Origin of the sequence: Rummeliibacillus sp. NPDC094406, from assembly GCF_044763875.1 — a bacterium.
Classification (GTDB): Bacteria; Bacillota; Bacilli; order Bacillales_A; family Planococcaceae; genus Rummeliibacillus.
Genome location: NZ_JBIWGZ010000002.1, coordinates 1 through 20,051 on the forward strand (window position 1 = coordinate 1; position 20,051 = coordinate 20,051).

The 20,051-nt window shown below is 36.1% G+C and carries 17 protein-coding genes and 7 tRNA genes; 3 read left to right on the plus strand and 21 right to left on the minus strand.

The genetic code is table 11. From position 1 onward, the window contains the following. Positions 1 to 2 precede the first annotated feature (2 nt). The 11 genes from ACIQ4I_RS04695 to ACIQ4I_RS04745 form a co-directional block, all read right to left on the minus strand. A tRNA-Ser gene (locus ACIQ4I_RS04695) sits at positions 3 to 95 on the minus strand. Between the two features lie 8 nt (positions 96 to 103). After that, positions 104 to 177, minus strand: a tRNA-Met gene (locus ACIQ4I_RS04700). A 22-nt stretch (positions 178 to 199) separates the two neighbouring features. Continuing rightward, a tRNA-Ala gene (locus ACIQ4I_RS04705) sits at positions 200 to 275 on the minus strand. Positions 276 to 290: 15 nt separating this feature from the next. Then, a tRNA-Pro gene (locus tag ACIQ4I_RS04710) sits at positions 291 to 367 on the minus strand. Between the two features lie 3 nt (positions 368 to 370). Continuing rightward, positions 371 to 447, minus strand: a tRNA-Arg gene (locus ACIQ4I_RS04715). Between the two features lie 42 nt (positions 448 to 489). Beyond that, positions 490 to 578, minus strand: a tRNA-Leu gene (locus ACIQ4I_RS04720). Positions 579 to 587: 9 nt separating this feature from the next. Then, positions 588 to 662 (minus strand) — tRNA-Gly (locus tag ACIQ4I_RS04725). A 258-nt stretch (positions 663 to 920) separates the two neighbouring features. Further along, positions 921 to 2,135, minus strand: a complete 1,215-nt coding sequence (locus ACIQ4I_RS04730) for a hypothetical protein (RefSeq protein ID WP_403093406.1) — start codon at positions 2,133 to 2,135, stop codon at positions 921 to 923. 219 nt (positions 2,136 to 2,354) lie between these two features. Continuing rightward, a complete protein-coding gene (locus ACIQ4I_RS04735; protein WP_403093408.1) occupies positions 2,355 to 3,290 on the minus strand; it encodes a C39 family peptidase in 936 nt (311 codons plus the stop codon). 100 nt (positions 3,291 to 3,390) lie between these two features. Further along, positions 3,391 to 4,203: a sulfurtransferase gene (locus tag ACIQ4I_RS04740; protein ID WP_403093410.1), complete on the minus strand. Its 813-nt coding sequence runs from the start codon at positions 4,201 to 4,203 to the stop codon at positions 3,391 to 3,393. Beyond that, positions 4,203 to 7,823, minus strand: coding sequence for a dynamin family protein (locus ACIQ4I_RS04745; RefSeq protein ID WP_403093413.1), 3,621 nt, complete (start codon positions 7,821 to 7,823; stop codon positions 4,203 to 4,205). The genes ACIQ4I_RS04740 and ACIQ4I_RS04745 overlap by 1 nt, the downstream gene beginning before the upstream one ends. A gap of 357 nt (positions 7,824 to 8,180) precedes the next feature. On the opposite strand from ACIQ4I_RS04745, the gene ACIQ4I_RS04750 reads away from it, so the two are divergent. Further along, on the plus strand, positions 8,181 to 8,636 hold the full coding sequence (locus ACIQ4I_RS04750; RefSeq protein ID WP_403093415.1) for a chemotaxis protein CheX: 456 nt from the start codon (positions 8,181 to 8,183) through the stop codon (positions 8,634 to 8,636). A 202-nt stretch (positions 8,637 to 8,838) separates the two neighbouring features. Here the strand turns inward: ACIQ4I_RS04750 and ACIQ4I_RS04755 are convergent, their stop codons facing one another. The 10 genes from ACIQ4I_RS04755 to ACIQ4I_RS04800 form a co-directional block, all read right to left on the minus strand. Beyond that, on the minus strand, positions 8,839 to 9,267 hold the full coding sequence (locus ACIQ4I_RS04755; protein WP_403093417.1) for a hypothetical protein: 429 nt from the start codon (positions 9,265 to 9,267) through the stop codon (positions 8,839 to 8,841). Next, positions 9,264 to 9,470 carry a helix-turn-helix transcriptional regulator gene (locus ACIQ4I_RS04760; RefSeq protein ID WP_403093420.1) on the minus strand — a complete coding sequence of 69 codons (207 nt, stop codon included), beginning with the start codon at positions 9,468 to 9,470 and terminating at the stop codon, positions 9,264 to 9,266. The genes ACIQ4I_RS04755 and ACIQ4I_RS04760 overlap by 4 nt, the downstream gene beginning before the upstream one ends. A gap of 347 nt (positions 9,471 to 9,817) precedes the next feature. Then, on the minus strand, positions 9,818 to 11,533 hold the full coding sequence (gene cysI / locus ACIQ4I_RS04765; RefSeq protein WP_403093423.1) for an assimilatory sulfite reductase (NADPH) hemoprotein subunit: 1,716 nt from the start codon (positions 11,531 to 11,533) through the stop codon (positions 9,818 to 9,820). Between the two features lie 13 nt (positions 11,534 to 11,546). Beyond that, on the minus strand, positions 11,547 to 13,304 hold the full coding sequence (locus tag ACIQ4I_RS04770) for an assimilatory sulfite reductase (NADPH) flavoprotein subunit (RefSeq protein WP_403093426.1): 1,758 nt from the start codon (positions 13,302 to 13,304) through the stop codon (positions 11,547 to 11,549). Between the two features lie 18 nt (positions 13,305 to 13,322). After that, a complete protein-coding gene (locus tag ACIQ4I_RS04775; protein ID WP_403093428.1) occupies positions 13,323 to 14,066 on the minus strand; it encodes a sirohydrochlorin chelatase in 744 nt (247 codons plus the stop codon). 11 nt (positions 14,067 to 14,077) lie between these two features. Continuing rightward, positions 14,078 to 14,857: a uroporphyrinogen-III C-methyltransferase gene (cobA, locus tag ACIQ4I_RS04780; RefSeq protein ID WP_403093431.1), complete on the minus strand. Its 780-nt coding sequence runs from the start codon at positions 14,855 to 14,857 to the stop codon at positions 14,078 to 14,080. Between the two features lie 129 nt (positions 14,858 to 14,986). After that, on the minus strand, positions 14,987 to 15,142 hold the full coding sequence (locus tag ACIQ4I_RS04785) for a YezD family protein (RefSeq protein WP_397537738.1): 156 nt from the start codon (positions 15,140 to 15,142) through the stop codon (positions 14,987 to 14,989). A 154-nt stretch (positions 15,143 to 15,296) separates the two neighbouring features. Beyond that, entirely contained in the window at positions 15,297 to 15,878 is a 582-nt protein-coding gene (gene cysC, locus ACIQ4I_RS04790) for an adenylyl-sulfate kinase (protein WP_403093434.1), read from the minus strand. A 13-nt stretch (positions 15,879 to 15,891) separates the two neighbouring features. Next, positions 15,892 to 17,031 (minus strand): sulfate adenylyltransferase, encoded by a 1,140-nt coding sequence (gene sat / locus ACIQ4I_RS04795; RefSeq protein WP_403093437.1) that lies wholly within the window; start codon positions 17,029 to 17,031, stop codon positions 15,892 to 15,894. Positions 17,032 to 17,049: 18 nt separating this feature from the next. Next, positions 17,050 to 17,754, minus strand: a complete 705-nt coding sequence (locus ACIQ4I_RS04800; protein ID WP_403093440.1) for a phosphoadenylyl-sulfate reductase — start codon at positions 17,752 to 17,754, stop codon at positions 17,050 to 17,052. A 397-nt stretch (positions 17,755 to 18,151) separates the two neighbouring features. Between ACIQ4I_RS04800 and ACIQ4I_RS04805 the strand changes: the two genes are divergently transcribed. Continuing rightward, positions 18,152 to 19,198 carry a sulfate ABC transporter substrate-binding protein gene (locus ACIQ4I_RS04805; RefSeq protein ID WP_403093443.1) on the plus strand — a complete coding sequence of 349 codons (1,047 nt, stop codon included), beginning with the start codon at positions 18,152 to 18,154 and terminating at the stop codon, positions 19,196 to 19,198. Positions 19,199 to 19,209: 11 nt separating this feature from the next. Continuing rightward, positions 19,210 to 20,043 carry a sulfate ABC transporter permease subunit CysT gene (gene cysT, locus ACIQ4I_RS04810; protein ID WP_403093445.1) on the plus strand — a complete coding sequence of 278 codons (834 nt, stop codon included), beginning with the start codon at positions 19,210 to 19,212 and terminating at the stop codon, positions 20,041 to 20,043. Positions 20,044 to 20,051: the final 8 nt, after the last annotated feature.

Consider the following 20,051-nt stretch of genomic DNA (forward strand, 5'->3'; position numbering starts at 1 on the left):
TATGGAGGAGGAAGAGGGATTCGAACCCCCGCGCGGTTTGACCCGCCTGTCGGTTTTCAAGACCGATCCCTTCAGCCAGACTTGGGTATTCCTCCAGGTAATATGGCGGCCGAGGGGATCGAACCCCCGACCTTACGGGTATGAACCGTACGCTCTAGCCAGCTGAGCTAGGCCGCCATGATAATATTAAATTTAAAATTGGTGGAGCCTAGCGGGATCGAACCGCTGACCTCCTGCGTGCAAGGCAGGCGCTCTCCCAGCTGAGCTAAGGCCCCTTATGTAATCTGAAATGGTCGGGAAGACAGGATTCGAACCTGCGACCCCTTGGTCCCAAACCAAGTGCTCTACCAAGCTGAGCTACTTCCCGATTTGGTGCGCCCAGCAGAAGTCGAATCCACAACCTTCTGATCCGTAGTCAGACGCTCTATCCAGTTGAGCTATGGGCGCATATATTAATCAAATCATTTCATTATATTTAAAAATAAAAGATGGTGCCGAGGACCGGAATCGAACCGGTACGGTAGTCACCTACCGCAGGATTTTAAGTCCTGTGCGTCTGCCAGTTCCGCCACCCCGGCATCTCTTAATGGAGCGGAAGACGGGGTTCGAACCCGCGACCCCCACCTTGGCAAGGTGATGTTCTACCACTGAACTACTTCCGCGTTAAGGACAAGATTTATTATATAGTATCTATTTTATAAATGCAATATTTTTTTATATAAAAATAATAATTGTTATACTTTCCGTTTAAATCTTTCTTAAGAAGTTTAACTAAACTCTTGTCTAAAAGCAAGAATATACTGTCCTAAAAAATTTATAACCAATATGATTGTCGGCCACTTCCTAAATAGGATACTCAAGAATTCTCTTAGTAAAAGTTTTATCCCATGAGTTAGATACCTTTTAAATAAACAAATATATTAATTTTCTGGCCATGGAAAATCATTTTCATAATACTCCTCTTTTAAACGATTTAAATCATAACTCCATTTTCCAATCGCATTAGCATACCTTTTTCTATCTTCTTCTCTTCCCATTTTTAGACGAATTCTTTTATGTAGCTCATTAGCAGTTGCTTGTAAACCATAACTTTCTATGAATTCCTGTAAAGCTAACCACCGCTGTTCATCCGTGCGACCTGTTATTTGGTATCCAAAATTCCGAAGTTCGCTATAACTGGGATGGCGATATCTATAAGTTTTAGGTGTAGTCTTTTTGATATTTTTTTCAACGTTATAATAGTTTTCAATTTCCACTTCTTTAAAAATACGTTTCAAAATATATTGAATCATTTCTACTTTTAATAAGTCTATACAATCGCCTTTTTCTTCTAGAACTTCAACAAATTCTATAAAATGTGCGCGATTCCTTTTGACGGAATAAAGAGAATAAAAGTTATAAACTTTATTGGAGAAATCATTTCCATTATCTTTATAAAACAATTGAAATCGGCTATCATTTTGATACGTTTTTATTTTTCTATAATAAATTATGTATAATAAGATGTTTAGAGCATCTTCATCTTTATATGAATATAATCTTCCTGACTGCACAAGTCCGTGTAATAAATGTTTTATCATATCAATCATTTTACTCGAATGATAAGCATATAGTACTAATCGTAATTTCTTTGCTGGCACTTTCAAAAATAATTGATGGTAGAATACATAGTTCTTTTTTAATTCCCTTTTAATAGATCTGCTTTGATAGTAATCAAAATTCATAATTGCTTCACTAATAATCTGCATAAATTCCTCTATGTATTCTTCAACATTTTCTTCTTTTATAGCGATTTTAAGCAAATATACTATTATTTTGACTTTCTCTTCATTTGTGAGATCGTCACAAAGTAAAGTTGTAATTCCCTCAGTAAAATCCATTTTTTTGTTTCTTTTACTGATTTCTTTTAATAAAACTTTTCTTTCATTCTTCAAGTTATAATTTACTTTGTTCAGAGTTTTAATTTTGCTTTGTAATTCTTCAATTTTATCTTTTAATTGTCGAATTTGCTGATCTCGATTTTCAATTTCTGTTTTTAGAGACTTTATTTGTTTTTTGTTTATACTTTCTATTTCTCCTAAGCCTTGGCCTAATTGCATTGTAATCGTTTCTAATAAAGTTTCTTTAGAAAACATCATTTCACCTCTTTATAAATTTTCTTATTAAGATAATAATTGTTCCCTTATTATTACATATTACCCTTTTATTATTTCCTATTATTCGACAACAAATATATGGTTCCTTTTATTACGTAAAATTATTTAATAGGAATTTTAAGTTAAAATAAAAAAATTCATAAAAAAGACATCTCCTTCAATGTTCAATAGAACAATGAAGAAGATGTCTTCTTATATTTAACGGACTACTACTGCATATTTTAATGCATTATATGCACGTTCAAATTCATATTCATTAACCCAATATACGCCTTTGTTGTTAGGATCAACCACTTTATAGCGTTTTGTTTTACTGCTATAGCCAGCTAGTGTCATAACGTGCAAATTATCCACCATTTTAACGCTTTTCCCCGCTGAGCCCATATTCCAATTTGTCCATTTTGGTTTTGAGAAGTCCAAGGTAACATAGACAACTATTGGATGGCCAGCTGCTAACTCAGTTCGCAATTCTTTTGTAGAAGCTCCTGTTATATCTTTAACAGTACTACTATATTTCTTTCCATAATTCGCTAATGGCTTTGGAAAGATTGATTGAAACACACCATCAATTGCATAAAAAGGTGATCCAGCAAACCCTTTATAAGGATTCTGTTTTGTTTTCGGCATATTGTCTAAGAATTTCTTATAGCTAGTTTTTTTAGCATATCCTTTAAACTGTAATGCTTGCTGTAAACTAGCCCCTTCACAACCAAATGGAGCAAATAATGGCTTCATCTGATTGATATAAGGAACATCTAGTGAAATTGCATCTTTATCTCCACTCGATTTATAAATATATTTTTTCGTCAAAAGCGTACCTGATATCCAACCATATTTAGAACCTACTTTAATTTTGTACCAATACGTTTTTTGGGTATCCTTTTTCCGAACAGTTGGTTTAATGGTTGTCCCTTTCTTTAGTGTTGTTACAACTTTATATTTCGTTCCAACGCCAGAGCGGACATTTCCCGCTGTTTTTAAAACATATTCATTTGACACTTTTTCTTCGGATGATGCAGCTTGCGCAGTTAATGGTTTTGTTATGAAGCCAGTAAAGCTAGCTGCTACTAATGCTGAACTTAATGCAGTAATGCTAAGTAATTTTGTATATTTTCTTGTTGTAGTTAAAAACACTGTAAGCCTACTTTCTATGAACTATTATGTAAGATACAGGGGAAATTCCCCTATTCTACTAAATAGTATCATAAATATACACTTTACTATATCTGCATTATTACCCCTTTTCTACTTCATATTTAGTAATCCAGTCACTATAGCTTCCTGTGTATAATTGTACGTTTTCATACTCCATTTCTTTAAGGACTGCATAAAGTGGTGATGCTGTTACACCACTTCCACAATAAACCGTAATTGGTTCATCCTTACTCACTACATCTAGTAAAGAATCATTTGGAGCTAAATATCCATTTTCTATTAATTGTTCCCAATCATAATTTAATGCACCAGGAATGTGCCCTGCTATTTTGTCTATTGCTTCTTCTTCACCTCTATAGCGAATGTTTGCTCTAGCATCTAGCAATGTGCGTTTTTCTTTACCATCAACAATAGCTTTTACTCCATCTCGATCTGTATAAAGTTGATCCTGCCAGTTCATCTCTAATTGAGTTGATGCAACAATCGTTTTTTCACTGGTAGTTTTAAAGCCTGCTTTCCGGAGAGCTTGATAACCTTCTTGAATAACTTTTACATTTTTGAAGCCACCATATTGCAACATCCACCATGCTCTCGTTGCGAATGGTGAACCTCCCTGGTCATAAATTAAAATGAATTGATCTTGCTGTAAACCACTTTGTTCAAACAATGTTTTTAGTTGTTCTTTATCTGGCATAGGATGTCTACCTGCATTCTTTTGCATATCCGATAAATGTTTTTCTAAATTCCAGTACACGGCATTTTTAATATGATCTTCTTCATATAAAGTGAGGCCTTCATTAGGATTTTGTAAGTTGAAACGAGCATCAATCCACTTATAATCATGTTGCTTTGCTAATTCTAAGTCTTTTACTGAAACAAAAACATTTCCCATTAATTTTTCACTCCATCCATTAATGATTCATAAATCACTTTCCATCCGTCTAGTTTACTGTTTTCGTGAAGCAATGATTTTTCAATATCAATTTGTTGAGTTGCCTGTCTACTAATATACAATCTTAGGTCTTCAGCTTCTTCAGCTATTACATTTTCTAGCCATTTTTTCATACGTTCAGATTGTGTATCAAGATAGACTTTTGCGTCCAGCTTTGTTAATTCTTCGAGAGCCTCCCGAAGTTTAATATTATCTCCTTTTTCAAAGAAGGACTTACTATTTTTAAAATAAGATTTTACGGATTCATAAGGTTTTTTATTTGTAAAAGGACCTGTAAATTCTAATATCCCTGGTTCTTCCACTTCAAAAGGCATAAATGAAAAGCTTGCATTGATGTCTTTTAATTGTTTTGTATCATAAGAATAGCGCTCTTGTACTTTTTTCAAAATGAATTTTACTAAGCGGAAGTTTGTAACACGCATTTCTTGTTCAAAGTCAAAACTCAAGCTAGATAGTACTTCTTTTAATGCAATATCTAATGCAACTGCTGAAGACTTCATTGCAAAAGTTGTAGGATTATAGCCTTCCTTGAAGAAATCTGGATAACGATAATACACACGTTGCAATACGAAATACAGAAGTTCATCTAGTTCTTGTAATGTGTCTTTTTCAATGGTTTGTGCAGCAGAATTCATATAATGTGTATGAATATATTGTTCTAATTTTGCAAGTTCCACTAATCGTTCATCTTTGCGTTTTATATTGTCTTCTGTTTGTTGGATTAACATTCTTAATCGCTCTTGGGCTTTTTCTGTTTCTTCTACTAATGCTTGTACGGCAAGTGCTGTTAACTCTTCAGATAAAAAGTGGTGGAAGTTTTCTTCGAATAAACCCATACCAGAATCAAGTGTTTTACTTTCAATTTTTTCTTGTAAAGCTAGCAGACTAGAAACGCCAAATAGTCGCGGTTTACGAATACCAAAACGTTGTAATTCTTGTCTAACATAGGTTTTGACATCATCAGCTTCCTCATCATTTGAAGCAAGATCAATTGCGTTTACAACAAAGAACATTTTATCTAATTCAAAGGCATCTTTTACACGACCTAATTGAATTAAAAATTCACGATCCGCTTTTGCAAATGCATGGTTGTAGTAAGTGATAAATAAAATAGCATCTGCGTTTCGAATGTATTCAAAAGCCACTCCTGTATGTCTCGCATTGATTGAGTCTGCTCCTGGAGTATCCACTAGCGTCACACCCATACGTGTTAATTCACAATCGTAATAGAAATCGATTGTATCAACAAAACAACTTCGGCTTTCTTGGGCAACAAACTTCTCAAATTCTTGGCGGTTAGTACGTACTGTGCTACCAAGTTTCTCCTTAAATTCGGGATAACCTTCCTTGAAAGCGCGAATAAATGATTTATGAACATGTAATCGTTCATCTTCTAGTTCTTTTGATAATGCTTCATCAATTTTACTGAATGCTTCCTCTAATGAGGTTACTCGAACACCTATTGCTCCAAAGCTTGCAATAATGTCCTCTTGCAATTGCACCGTAGTTTTTAAATGTACATCTGCTGTTTCATGTGGATGATCTGGTGTAACAGGACGTATCTTATTGATTGCAGCAGTGGTTGGGTTTGGTGATACCGGTAATACTTTTTGCCCCATTAGTGCATTTGAAAAAGAAGATTTACCTGCGCTAAACGCACCAAACAAAGCAATCGTGAAATCTTTTTGTTCTAAACGTTGTACTTTATTTTTCAAATAATTTGCGACTTCCGTGAAACCTTGAATTGGTGAAACAGCATTTGCCGTCTTCATCGCATTTTGAAGAGCTGTTGCTGAATGAATGGACACCCCATCATGGTTTTGTTCTTGATCTATTTCATCAATATCCAATTGTTCTTCTTTTACTAGCATGGAAGGATCAAATTGGCGTATTTTTTCGAATGCTGCCTCATGTTCTTTCGACCAATTGGATACATATTGATCTGCTTCTTTATTTACTGTTTCGATTGAAACTGATTTTTGCACTTCAAAATACTTTTCTTGCTGTTCGATGAATTCCACAGCTTCAATAATTTCAACTTTTCTTTGTAATGCTGCACCTTTTTTCTTTAATGGTGCAACTGTTGTGAATGAAAGTTCTTCAATATACGATGCTTTTTCAAATTTCCAATTATCTGTGCTTTGCTTATACCATCTCATTGTGGCATTTGCTACTCGAGTTGCGAAGTTTAATAGAGCATCTCCAGCAATACCAGAGTCTAATTTTACTTGCTCTTCAATCACTTCCATTGGTGGCTTCAAGGTGAAACCATCAATTTCATGAGACATCTCGTCCGTTAATGCATTCACTTCTTTAAGGGACTGCTTCATTAATACTCTTAAATGACCTGAAATTTGATTTGCCGTAATTGAACTATACAATTCATAAAGGGCCTCTTTACGAGATTGTTGTTCAGCTTGAGTTTTCTTCGCAGCAAAGAACATTCCCATCTTAAAATTAGGCTGAATACTTTCGAGATAAAGCATTAATTTCTCACGTAATTCAAATGGCATAATAGCAGCGTTTTCCAATAGCTCATCACGATTATTATCAAAACTTTTTTGCCAATTTGAAGCTGAATACAATTCTAATTGATGTATGACTGTTTGATAATCTGATGTAATTTCAACGCGATTTCCCCAGTCTTCTTTTGATAATATTTCTTCATTATTGGCTAATAGTTCTTGTTTATTTGATTTTAAATATTCGTCATGCTCTTTGTGAAGCTGTTGTAATGTCTTCTCAGCTACAGCAAGCAAATTATCCTGCCAGCCAATCATACTATTCATAACGATTTCTTTTACTTTTTTGAAATCATTATGTGGATTAGAAGCATCACGTAATGACGTAAAGAAAATGCCCTTTGGCTGTACACCCCAGTTTGCAAAAGATGTATAAACTGAATTTGAGAAATCTTCGAATGAAAGTTCATTTTCTTTATGCTTGTCAATTTGATTGACAATTAGATAGAGATTTGGATTATATTTCATCAAATTTTTGGTGAATTGGAAATTTAATTCAGATTGTACGTGGTTGTAATCCATCACATAAAAAACAATATCCGCTAAATGTAGAGCAGATTCAGTCGACATTCTATGTGCATCATCTGTTGAATCAACGCCTGGTGTGTCCATCACAGTGATTCCTTCTGGTAAAACCGAATATTGATGACCAATTTCTATTTGTGAAACAAGTGCACCATTTTTGGCAAATTCCTTCACCGTACGGATATCATAATTCCCATCAAAAATCACAGGATCTTGATCCGTTAAATATGCAATAGCATAATTCTGATCTGCTTTATGAACTTTAACTACATTTGCACTTGTTGGAATAGGGCTTGATGGTAAAAGTTCTTCTCCTGTTAAAGCATTAATCATACTAGATTTACCTGCAGAGAAATGTCCTGCAAATGCAATCATATATTCTTTATTTAAAAGCTTTTCAGCAAATAATTTTGTTTTTTGTAATCGTTCTTGGTCTTCATTTTGTTGATATATTAAATATTGAACTGCAGTTTGCTTTAAGAGTTTTTTTAATTGCTGCTCGAATTCTGTCATGACAATCTTGTACCCCTTTTGATAAGTAATAAGTTCATTCTACCATGACAAAGCAAAAAAAATCCTCCTATTTAATAGAAGGATTTAAAAAATTATTTTAAATGTGCGGTTGTCTGATTGAAAACATATTTTCCTATTGCTCCATAAATAATTAGTGTGGCACCTATAAATGCATATATCAATTTAACCGCTCCCTTTTAATTATTATTCTTATATAAGTTTCATCGTTGAACATGAAAATCATTCTCATTTGTTATCTCAATAATAATAAAAAATCTATAATTCGTCAAGGTTTGCTATTCAATTCTTTATCAGCGTGATAATATAATAAAAAGGTCACATTCAAAGGAGATAACAATGAGCACTTCGACGCAAGTTCAGACTATTTTAAATGGTACAATTCTTTCACTTAAAGCTGTTTTACCCAAAGAGGTTCATGTTTCATCTCCATCCATTACATCAGACCCTTATGAACAATCTGAAATCAGTGTGTTAATAGGTATGGTTGGAGATATGAAGGGACGTATTATCATAGATTCTACTCCAAGAACTTTTAGTGCCATTGGTGAAGCTATGTATGGAATGCAACTTGATGGTGCGATGTTAGAATCTTTTACAGGTGAATTCGGGAATATGGTTGCAGGGAATCTTTGCACGTATGTTGCTGAACAAAATTTAGAACTTGATATTACTCCACCAACTGTAATGGTTGGGCATACAAAACTCTTTGGCTTTAGACATGCATTTAAGTTACCTGTGAATGCTGAAGGAATTGGGGACTTAACTATTTTGTTGGCAATTGACCCTACCTAAATAGCATATGTATTTAAAAAAATGCCCATGACAAAAATGGACATTTTTTTTATTTAAATGTGGAAACGGCTCGGTATATGGGAAATCACAAAACTTTTTAAAACAAGAACATTAAATTTTGAGTCAGACCAGAAAAACTTTTGACTTTGGGTTTAACCATTTTACTAGTTATATATGAAAAAAGTAGTATTGATTTATTCCTCTAATCATCTAAATCTATTAGCTGTTTCATTCTCAAACGATAGATATAAACATTTGGAATAAGAAAACAAATTAATAGAATGACACCAATTAGAGTGCCTTGTGACAATCCTGAATTAGGTGTAATCGTAACAAGATAAGCAACTAATACTGAAATGCTTAAGATAATTAAAGTCGAAAAAATAAATGACTTTTTGGGATTACGAATTTTATTCTCGTGCTCAACACTAATACTCATTGATAAATAAGCAGCTACAATACCTGAAATCATAAATACAAGCCAAACAGGATTGTCATGCATTGCTTCAATACCATTTGTAAATAGTTCATATCCTAAAATGCATAGAATCCCAAATGTCTGCACAATATAAACAATTCTTGTATTTTGCAGATTTCTAAGTACTAATCGCTCGTCCGTAATCTTCTTCATTCAAAGTCCTCCTCCTCAATCCAAAATATTTCATCTAAGGTGCCATGTACTGCATAACAAATCTGTAGACACAACTTTAAAGATGGATTATATTTACCTTTTTCAATTAAACTAATTGTTTGCCGAGTGATTCCAACAGCATCAGCTAATTGTTGTTGTGTTAAATCCGCCTTCACTCTTGCAACTTTTACCGAATTTTCCATATAACCACCTCTGATAAATAAAATGTAACATATAAATTACATAATGTAAAATATATATTCCATATTGTAATTTATACTAGCTCCTTCTCATTTCTGTATTATCGAGAAAAATTCTCCTTTAGTTAAGATTCCAAACTATTCCTTTAGAGTTGGCTCTCAATTTTATACAACTATATTATCTTTTTATATGACATGATCAACGAGATCTTATAAATTGCATTGAATAAATTCCAACTCTTTGTAAACAAAAAGAAACCACCGATTTGCTGTTTTATACAGAAAATCAGTGGCTTCTTTTATTTTTGATTGTACCAATTGGAGTTCAATTCCTTAATGCTCTCTCTTTTTTACGCATGGAAGTTTGTACCATCTGTTGTGACTTTAATAATGCCCTTACGTACAACAAAGTTTCCAAAATGCTCGCCTTCTTCTCTTTCTTTTGCATATTGGAATAATAATGACTTAAGCTCGGCTAAAATTTCAGCTTCATCAATATTTTCACGGTACATTTTACTTAAGCGATCACCTGTAAAGGATGCACCTAAATACATATTGTATTTACCTGGCCCTTTACCGATAAAGCCGATTTCAGCAAGTGCTGCACGAGAGCAACCATTTGGGCAGCCTGACATACGAATGACGATTTCCTCATCATGTAATCCAGTCTCATCAATGATTTCATCAATTTTTGTAATTAGTGAAGGTAAGTAGCGCTCTGCCTCTGCCATCGCAAGTCCACATGTTGGAAGTGCTGTACATGCAATGGCATTTCGGCGAAGTGCTGAATAATGCTTACCATCCGTTAAATGATATTGATCGATTAGCGATTGAATTTTACTCTTTCTTTGTGACGACACTTTCGCAATGATAACATTTTGGTTTGGCGTCATTCGTAATTCGCCTGTATGCACCTTTGCAATTTCACGAAGACCCGTCATCAACGGATAGTCCTTTGTATCCTTAATTCGACCATTTTGAACGAACAACGTAAAATGCCATTCCCCATTGTTACCCTTAATCCAGCCATATTCATCGCCAGTTCGAGTAAAGTTAAACGCTCTTGTTTCCTCTAGTTCAAAGCCCGTGCGACGTACGAGCTCCTCTTTAAACCAATTAAGGCCAACACGATCAATTGTATATTTGAAGCGAGCATTCTTACGATTTGAGCGATTTCCGTAATCTCGTTGAATCGTTACAATTTTTTCAGCTGTTACTAATAACTTTTCCTTAGGCACAAAGCCGATTAAACGACCGAGCTGCGGATACGTAGATTCCTCGCCGTGCGTCATGCCCATACCGCCACCAACAGCAATGTTAAACCCTGTTAGTTGACCATTTTCCTCAATAGCAATAATTCCTATATCTTGAGAATACACATCCACATCATTACTTGGTGGAATAGCTAAACCAATTTTAAATTTACGCGGTAAGTAGTGCTCTCCGTAAATTGGCTCTACCTCCTCTGTTTGCGTTTCATCAAGCACTTTTTCACCGTCTAGCCAAATTTCGTGATAAGCCTTTGTATGTGGAAGTAGATGCTCACTTAGCTTGACTGACCATTCATACACTTCTTGATGAAAGGCTGATTGATGCGGATTCACATTACTCATTACATTTCTGTTCACGTCGCCACATGCAGCAAGAGAATCGAGTAAAACCGAATTCATCTTTTGCATATACGATTTGACATTCCACTTTAAGATGCCATGAATTTGGAATGTCTGGCGCGTTGTCACCTTTAATGTATTGTTTCCATACGTATTCGCCATTTCATCCATCATTAGCCATTGCTCAGGTGTTGCGACGCCCCCTGGCACACGAACACGAATCATAAATTGATAGGAAGGCTCAAGCTTTTTTCGCTGACGAGTTAAACGCTCGTCGCGGTCGTCCTGCATATAGCTACCATGGAATTTAATGAGTTGCTGGTCAGATTCTGGTATCTTCCCCGATAAAGGCTCTTTAAATGATTCAGCAATCGTGCCTCGTAAATAATTACTTTCCTCTTTGAATTTTTCATTCGCACTCGGTGTCCCCTTTGGTGCTTCAACTTTTCCGGTCATCGAATTGCCTCCTCTAGTAAACATCTCTTTGATATCGTTTTTCTCTTTGTAGTGCGACTAGTTTCTCTTCAGCTTCTTTACGTGACACCTTTCCTTGTTGTTCAATAATTTGAATAAGTGCTTCGTGTACATCCTTAGCCATCGTTTTTTCATCGCCACAAATATAAATGACAGCTCCGTTTTCAATCCATTCGTAAACCTCTTTTGCTTTTTCAAGAAGACGATGCTGTACGTAAATTTTTTCCTCTTGATCTCGTGAGAAGGCAACGTCCATTTTCGTTAATGTGCCCTCCTCTAAGTAGCGGAGCCATTCAACTTGATATAGGAAGTCTGTGACAAAATGCTGTTCTCCAAAGACTAACCAGGAATTCCCTGCCTCCTGTTCAGTTCGCTCCTCGATAAATGAACGGAATGGTGCAACGCCTGTACCTGCACCAATCATTAGTATCGGTGTTTTGGCATCCGGAAGCTTAAAATTCGGATTTTCTTGAACAAAGATTGAAACCGTATCCCCTATCTCTAGTTGTTCAGCAATTTCACCAGAAGCTACTCCAATTCGTTTTTGATCGTGTGCAGTATAGGAAACCTTCCCGATTAATAAAGACACCTCATCTGGATTTGCTGTATAACTTGATGCAATACTGTAAAGTCGTGCCGGTATTGGACGTAGCACATCTACTAGTTCCTGTGGTGAGCAAGTAAAATCATAGTCTTTAAATAGATCTGCTAGATATCGCCCTTCCTTATATTCCTTCCATTTTCCATCTAACAGTTCATTTGTTCCATTTATATAGGAAGCAAGTTTTTCAATAAGTGGTTTTGTAAGCACGGTAATTTCCACATAATTTTTTAACACATCTACTATTGGCAATGTCTCATTTTTGTATTGAACATGCTCATCACCTATAAAACCTGCTACCTCAATTAGTTCTTCAACGACTGACTGATGATTATGTGGATAAATTCCAATACTATCACCTGCTTGCCACTTAATGCCGGAATCTTCTAATGAAAGCTCTAGATGGTACGTTTCTTTGTTGGAGCCGTCCATATTCAAATTGATTTTTTCTACTAAATCCGCCTGATATGGATACTTCTTAGAATAAATAGAGGCTTTAGTATTCTCAATTTTTGGTTGTGAAGTATTAACGCTTGATGGTACAAGTGTTTTTGCCAATGCTTCAAACCACTGCTCTGCTGATTCCTCATAATCTACATCACAATCTACGCGCTCTATTAGTTGCTGTGCACCAAGTTCCTTTAGTCTCTTATCGAAGTCAGCACCTGTTTTACAGAACCATTCATAGGAGCTATCACCAAGAGCTAGAACGGCGTAATGTAAATGTGGAAGCTTAGGCGCACGATTACTATGTAAAAATTCATAAAAAGGCATTGCATTATCAGGTGCCTCGCCCTCACCATGAGTACTTGTAATAATTAATAAATTATCAAGCTTTTTTAATTTCTTTACTTTAAAATCAAGCATCGAAGAGATGTCAACGTCAACAAACTGTCCTTCTAGGAGGGTGCCAAGCTTCTCGGCAAGCTTTTGACTATTACCAGTTTGTGAGCCATAAATAATCGTTGCTGTAACTGTTTGTTGAGGAACCAAAATTTCTTGCACCTCTGTTGCTTTTGCAATAACCTGTAGTGGTGCACTTAAATAACCATTCAGCCAAAATTTCTGTTGCTCTGTTAAATTAGGTAAGAGCTCATTTAAAAGTTGAACTTGCTTTTCTGTAAATGGACTATTGCTAACTTGTAGCGTCATTTCTTCACCTCATCTATATTAGCTTGCATAGGATGTTCGTAATGCCTTTATTGCCTCTCTTGTGCGCTCTAGTAAAACATCAAGCACTCGATCACCATAGCCAAGGCTGTTACAAACTGTCACAAGCTGAAATCCTTCTAATTCTTTTTCTATATGCTTTCTAAGCCGTCCCTGAAATAACAAATAGGGAACAATATACCGTGGTCTATTTGGAGATTGCACTAATCTTTCAACAAAATTACTAAATTTCGGTCCATTTCCATATAGAAAAGCAATTTCTACATGACGAATACCGTATCTGAGCTTAAAGTGTGTCGCAATTTCCGCGAAATCTCGAACTACTGCTGGATCACTACTTCCCCGACCAATGAGCAATATTTCTGCATCAGGAGCTAGCTTAGGGGTCTTCTCTTCAATACGCTCATTTATTTGCTCAATTAGGTTAGGATGAATGCCGAAAGGTTTTCCATATGAAAAGACAATATGAGGATATTTTCTTTCTATTGGCTTAACAATTGCTGGAATATCCTTTTTCGCATGATTTGCTGTAAACAACAATATCGGAACGAGTGCAATTTCTGATGCACCTTTCTGAATGCAACGCTCAATTGTTTCCTGAATCGTTGGCTCCACTAATTCTAAAAAACAAATCTCCTGTAGTGCGATTGGAATGTATTTTTTAGCACGCTCTACAAATGCTCTTGCTTCATCAATCCCCTCCTGAACACGAGTGCCATGTGCAATATATATAACTGCCTGCATATAGTTACCTCCTAATAGCCTACTAGTCCAGTAGCTTTTTGTTTAAGATTTGATTGCTCTTGAAACCATTGGATTTTTTCACGTAGTTTGACAACCTCCCCTACGATAATCATCGAAGGGTTTGAAATATTCGATTCTGCTACAATAGATTCAATGTTTTCAAGTGTTCCGGTAACTGTTTCCTGCTTATCATAAGTACCCCAATGTACAAGGGCCACAGGCGATTCCTTTATCCGTCCAAACTTAAGAAGCTGTGACACGATATATGGTAGGTTTTTTACACCCATATAAATAGCGAGTGTTTCGATATGGACTAGTGATTCCCATTTTAGATCGTCATCTTTTCCAAACTGACGATGACCTGTCACAATTGCAAAGCTAGCGCTTAAGTCACGGTGCGTTACAGGAATGCCTGCATAGGCTGGAGCGGCAATACCTGACGTAATACCCGGTACTATCTCGAATGGAATTTTCTTATTGGCAAGTACCTCTGCCTCTTCTGCACCTCTACCGAAGACGAATGGATCGCCCCCCTTTAAACGAGTGACTATCTTCCCCTGCATGGCATAACGCACGAGTGATTCGTTTATACTTTCCTGAATCATCGCATGACGATTTGGTAGCTTACCACAGAAAATGAGCTCGGCGTCTGGTTTCGCATAGCTTAATAATTCCTTATTCAATAATCGATCGTATAAAATAACGTCTGCCTCTTTTATGCAGCGGAGTCCCTTTACCGTAATAAGCTCGATATCTCCTGGACCTGCACCTACAATATATACTTTACTCATTCAATCACCTCTAAGCAGTAGAATTTAGGTTTAAAAAAAGGCACCCAGCTATATAAATCTTCACAAAACATCTAGTGAAAGATTCATATAGCTGGATACCTCTAGTTGTCTAGTCGGCTAACCTTATCATTATTTACCTTTTGTATTTTTTTGAAATCGTTGCTTTTCAACCCGATTAATTTGAACGATAACACCATCCTGAATCGTAATTTGTACTTCTCCGAATTGGATACCCTCGATGGCTTTTTCAATAGCTTTTAATTTTTCTTGCTTAGTAATTGGCATTTGCATTCCCCTTACTTAAATACTTAGTAAACTAATAGGTTTTATATGCTTGACATTATTTTAGACTTGTTAGTATTTTTTGTCAATTGTTTTTTTATTAATTTTTCAATATGAAAGCCGCCTAGCCAAAAGCTAGGTGGCCCTTACCGAATTACTATATATTTAATTCATTTATTAGCTGCTGTACACATTCCTCTATAGAGTATTGCTCCGTATCTAATATGATTTCCGGATTAATCGGAGCCTCGTAAGGTGCTGAAACTCCTGTAAAGTTTGGTATTTCTCCAGCCTTAGCTTTTTTATATAACCCCTTAGGATCTCGCTTTTCACAAATCTCCAAAGATGCCTTTACATATACTTCAAGAAATTCTTCATCTTCTACTAATTGACGAACGACTTCCCGATCCTGACGATACGGCGAAATAAATGACGTGCAGACGATTTGACCAGCATCTACAAATAGTTTTGCGACCTCACCTATTCTACGTATATTTTCCTTTCGGCTTTCTTCATCAAAACCTAAATCCTTATTTAGACCGTGACGAATATTATCGCCATCAAGCACATATACACCCTTTCCACGGTTAAAAACCTCACGGGCAAAGGCATTTGCAATCGTTGACTTTCCAGAAGCTGATAATCCAGTAAACCAAAGAATTACACTTTTTTGCCCACTTTTCTCCTCACGCTCTTCCTTGGTAACAGACGCGTCATGCCATACAATATTTTCTGCCATAATTATTGACCCCCTATACTTTTGCCTTTTCTCTCATACCCTTGATAAGCACTTCGACAACTTCTTTACGGCTAAAAGTTGTTGGTGGTATCTCACCATTACGAAGCATTTCGCGAACCTTTGTACCAGATAAAATAATATGATGTTCATGGTCATGAGGGCATGTTTTAGTTGTAGCCATTCCCTCACACGCTGTGCAATAGAAGCTATGCTCAAATTTAAGAGGTTGAATTCCTAGTTCTTCAGCTGTAAATTGATCAAAGATTTTTTGTGCGTCATATGTTCCATAGTAATCACCCACACCTGCATGGTCACGACCAACGATAAAATGCGTGCATCCATAGTTTTTACGTACAAGCGCATGGAAGATTGCCTCTCTTGGACCTGCGTAACGCATCGCAGCTGGGAAAATACCTAGATGAACACGATTTTTGGGATAATAATTTTTAAGCAATACTTGATAACTTTCCATTCGTACTTCAGCAGATATATCATCGGATTTCGTTTCACCGACTAACGGATTTAAAAATAGACCATCAATTGTTTCTAAAGCTGCCTTTTGAATATATTCATGCGCACGATGAACCGGATTTCGAGTTTGGAAGCCTACAATTGTATCCCAGCCTTTTTCATCAAAAATGGCACGTGTTTCAGCTGGTGTAAACGTATATTCTTCAAATGCAGGTTCTTGTCTATGAATTAATGTAATGTTCCCGCCCACATATGTATTTGGTCGAGAGAAAAGCTTTGATACACCAGGATGTGCCTTGTCCTTCGTACCGTAAATATTTTCAGCTTCTTTTTGTTTATCTGGCGTATAAATAGAGGCAATCTCAATCACACCATATGTAACACCATCTTTTTCAAGCTTTACTGTATCCCCAATTTCAATAGTTGCTATTTCATCGTCTGAAATCGGTAAAGTAATAGGAATACTCCAAACAGTTCCATCGGCTAGTCGTAAACGTTCGACAACTGAAAGATAATCCTCTTCATTAAAAAAGCCTGTAATTGGACTATAACCACCAATACCGATTAGTTCTAAATCACTTAAAGCGATTGCGTCAAGTGTAATTGTTTTATTAATTAAAGAAATATTTAGTGATGGATTGTATCGAGATACTAACTTTCCACCATGAACAACGTTTGTCATATTCAATTCCTCCTCTAATTAGCCATGTAGGCCACATTCTGTTTTTCCTGAATTTCGCCAGCGACCTGAGCGTAAATCATCAACTGTCCAAGCAGGCTTCGTACATTTTTCACAGCCTATGCTTGGATAACCCTGATCGTGTAAAATGTTATACGGTAGATTATGATTTGAAACATAACGCCAAACATCTTTCCACGTCCAATAAATAAGTGGGCAGATTTTAATAGCCTCGAATTTTGAATCTTTGTTAAAATACTCTGTATTTGCTCGCGTTGGACTTTGCTCTCTTCGGAGTCCCGAAATCCAAGCAGTTGCACCGGACAACTCCTCATGTAGTGGCTCAATCTTTCGAATTCTGCAGCATTCATTTGGATTTGTTTCCCACAGCTTTTCACCATATTGGGACGCTTGCTCCACGAGTAAAAGCTTTGGCTGCTTCATTTCAATTTGAAGACTTGGATATTTTCCTTTTACCTTTTGAATAGTATCGTATGTTTCCTGAAAATGAAGATTTGTGTCTAAAAAAACAATCCTTGCATCCGGTTTTATTTTTGCGATTAGATCAATAAGTACGATCCCCTCAATACCAAAGCTACAGCCATAAACAAGCTGTTCTTTATACGTATCATAGCTCCACTTTAAGACTTCGAGCGCTCCCTTATAAAGAGGATCTTGTTCGATTGTAGGAATTTTCGCTTCTTCAAATGTTTCAAAAGTAAGCATTTTTTACCCTCCTCCCATTAAAAAAAGGCGCTCTAATGGCAAGAACCATTAAAAGCGCCTCCAGTTGTCTGGTTAGCTAATATAATATTGATTCACGAATAAGTGAATTGTTTCGAAGTATAAATCATATATAACCAACCTGTCAACTAGTATTCTAAAAAAACAGAAAACAATAAATATTTTTTAATTCTTAGTTGACTAATAGGAAATATGTGTTTTAATATTACATAAAGCAAAACGAGCTGATCAGACAAACTGAAGGCTACAGTTAATGACACTGAGAATGTGTGATTGACTGTAGTCTTTTTCGTTTTTTACTCTTTCAGCAGTACATTAATATTCTTTCGATGCTTTTTTGAAAACAACAACTAATAAGTTAAAGGAGTGTGAAAAGTATATGAAAACTACAAAAAAATTCGCTGCATTTTTCGCTGCAAGCTCACTGGCAATGGTGATTGGTGGGTGTTCTAGCTCTGATCAAAAGGGCTCAGCAAGCACTGATAAAACAATTAATTTACTAAATGTATCCTATGATCCAACACGAGAATTGTATGAAGAGATCAACAAATCCTTCACAAAAGAATGGAAAGAAAAAACAGGACAGACCGTTAAAATTCAACAATCTCATGGTGGCTCTGGAAAGCAAGGACGTGCTGTAATCGATGGCTTACAGGCGGATGTTGTAACGCTAGCGCTTGCTTATGATATCGATGAAATCGCTGCAAATCGTAATCTAATTAATAAGGACTGGCAAGAGGAATTACCCGATCATTCCTCTCCATACACTTCAACAATTGTGTTCCTCGTACGCAAAGGAAATCCAAAGCATATTCAAGACTGGGACGATCTTGTGAAGAAAAATGTCTCCGTCATTACACCAAACCCAAAAACTTCTGGGGGAGCACGTTGGAACTATTTAGCTGCATGGGGTTATGCAGATCGACAATTTCACGGTGATGAGACAAAAATTAAGGACTTTATGCAAAAGCTTTATAACAATGTAGAGGTCCTTGACTCAGGTGCTCGTGGTTCAACAACAACATTTACAGAACGACAAATTGGCGATGTTTTAATTGCATGGGAAAATGAAGCTTATCTATCATTAAAAGAACTTGGTAAGGACAAATTTGAAATAATTACACCATCATTAAGTATTTTAGCAGAGCCACCTGTAGCAGTTGTTGATAAAAATGCTAAAGCAAAGGGCTCTGAAAAAGTAGCAAATGCATACTTAAACTTTTTATATACAGATGAAGGTCAAGAAATTGCTGCTGACAATTATTATCGTCCACGTAACGAGAAAATTTTAAAGGAGCATAAAAAACAATTTCCAAACCTTAAATTAATTACAATTGATGATTTTGGAGGCTGGCAAAAGGCTCAGAAGGAGCACTTCAGCGATGGTGGTACGTTTGATTCCATTTATACTCCTAATAATCAGTAAGGAGGAGTTTGATGACAACCGCTTTATTTCGTAAGAAAAAATTAACCGTTCTTCCGGGATTTAAACTTTCACTCGGTTTTACATTACTTTACTTAAGTATTTTAGTACTGTTGCCTCTTTCCATGCTCTTCTGGAATACCATGCAGTTAAGTTGGCATGATTTTATTAAAACTATTACAGATGCTCGTGTTGTAGCATCGTATAAGCTAACATTTGGGACTTCGTTTGTTGCAGCGATTATTAATGTCGTTTTTGGCACCATCATTGCTTGGGTACTTATTCGCTATGATTTTGTTGGCAAAAAGCTTATGGATGGTCTTGTCGATCTTCCATTTGCTCTGCCTACTGCTGTTGCAGGGATTGCGCTAACTAACCTATATGCACCGAACGGATGGATTGGTAACCTTTTTCCTTTTAAAATAGCATTCACTCCAATTGGAATCATTATTGCTTTAACATTTATCGGATTACCATTTGTAGTTCGAACAGTACAACCGGTGCTACAAAACTTTTCATCGGAATCTGAGGAAGCATCTGCTAGTCTTGGAGCCAGTCGCTGGCAGACATTTACGAGAGTTATTTTCCCTGAGCTAATCCCTGCCATCTTAACTGGCTTTACACTTGCCTTTTCTCGTGCCCTTGGTGAATATGGATCTGTCGTTTTTATCGCTGGCAATATGCCGATGAAAACAGAAATAGCTCCTCTGCTTATAATGACGAAACTTGAGCAATATGATTATGCAGGTGCAACTGCGATAGCTATTGTCTTACTCATATCTTCATTCGTGATTTTACTAGTAATGAATATAATTCAATGGCTCTTTAATCGAAAATATAGTGCATAGGAGGAGTA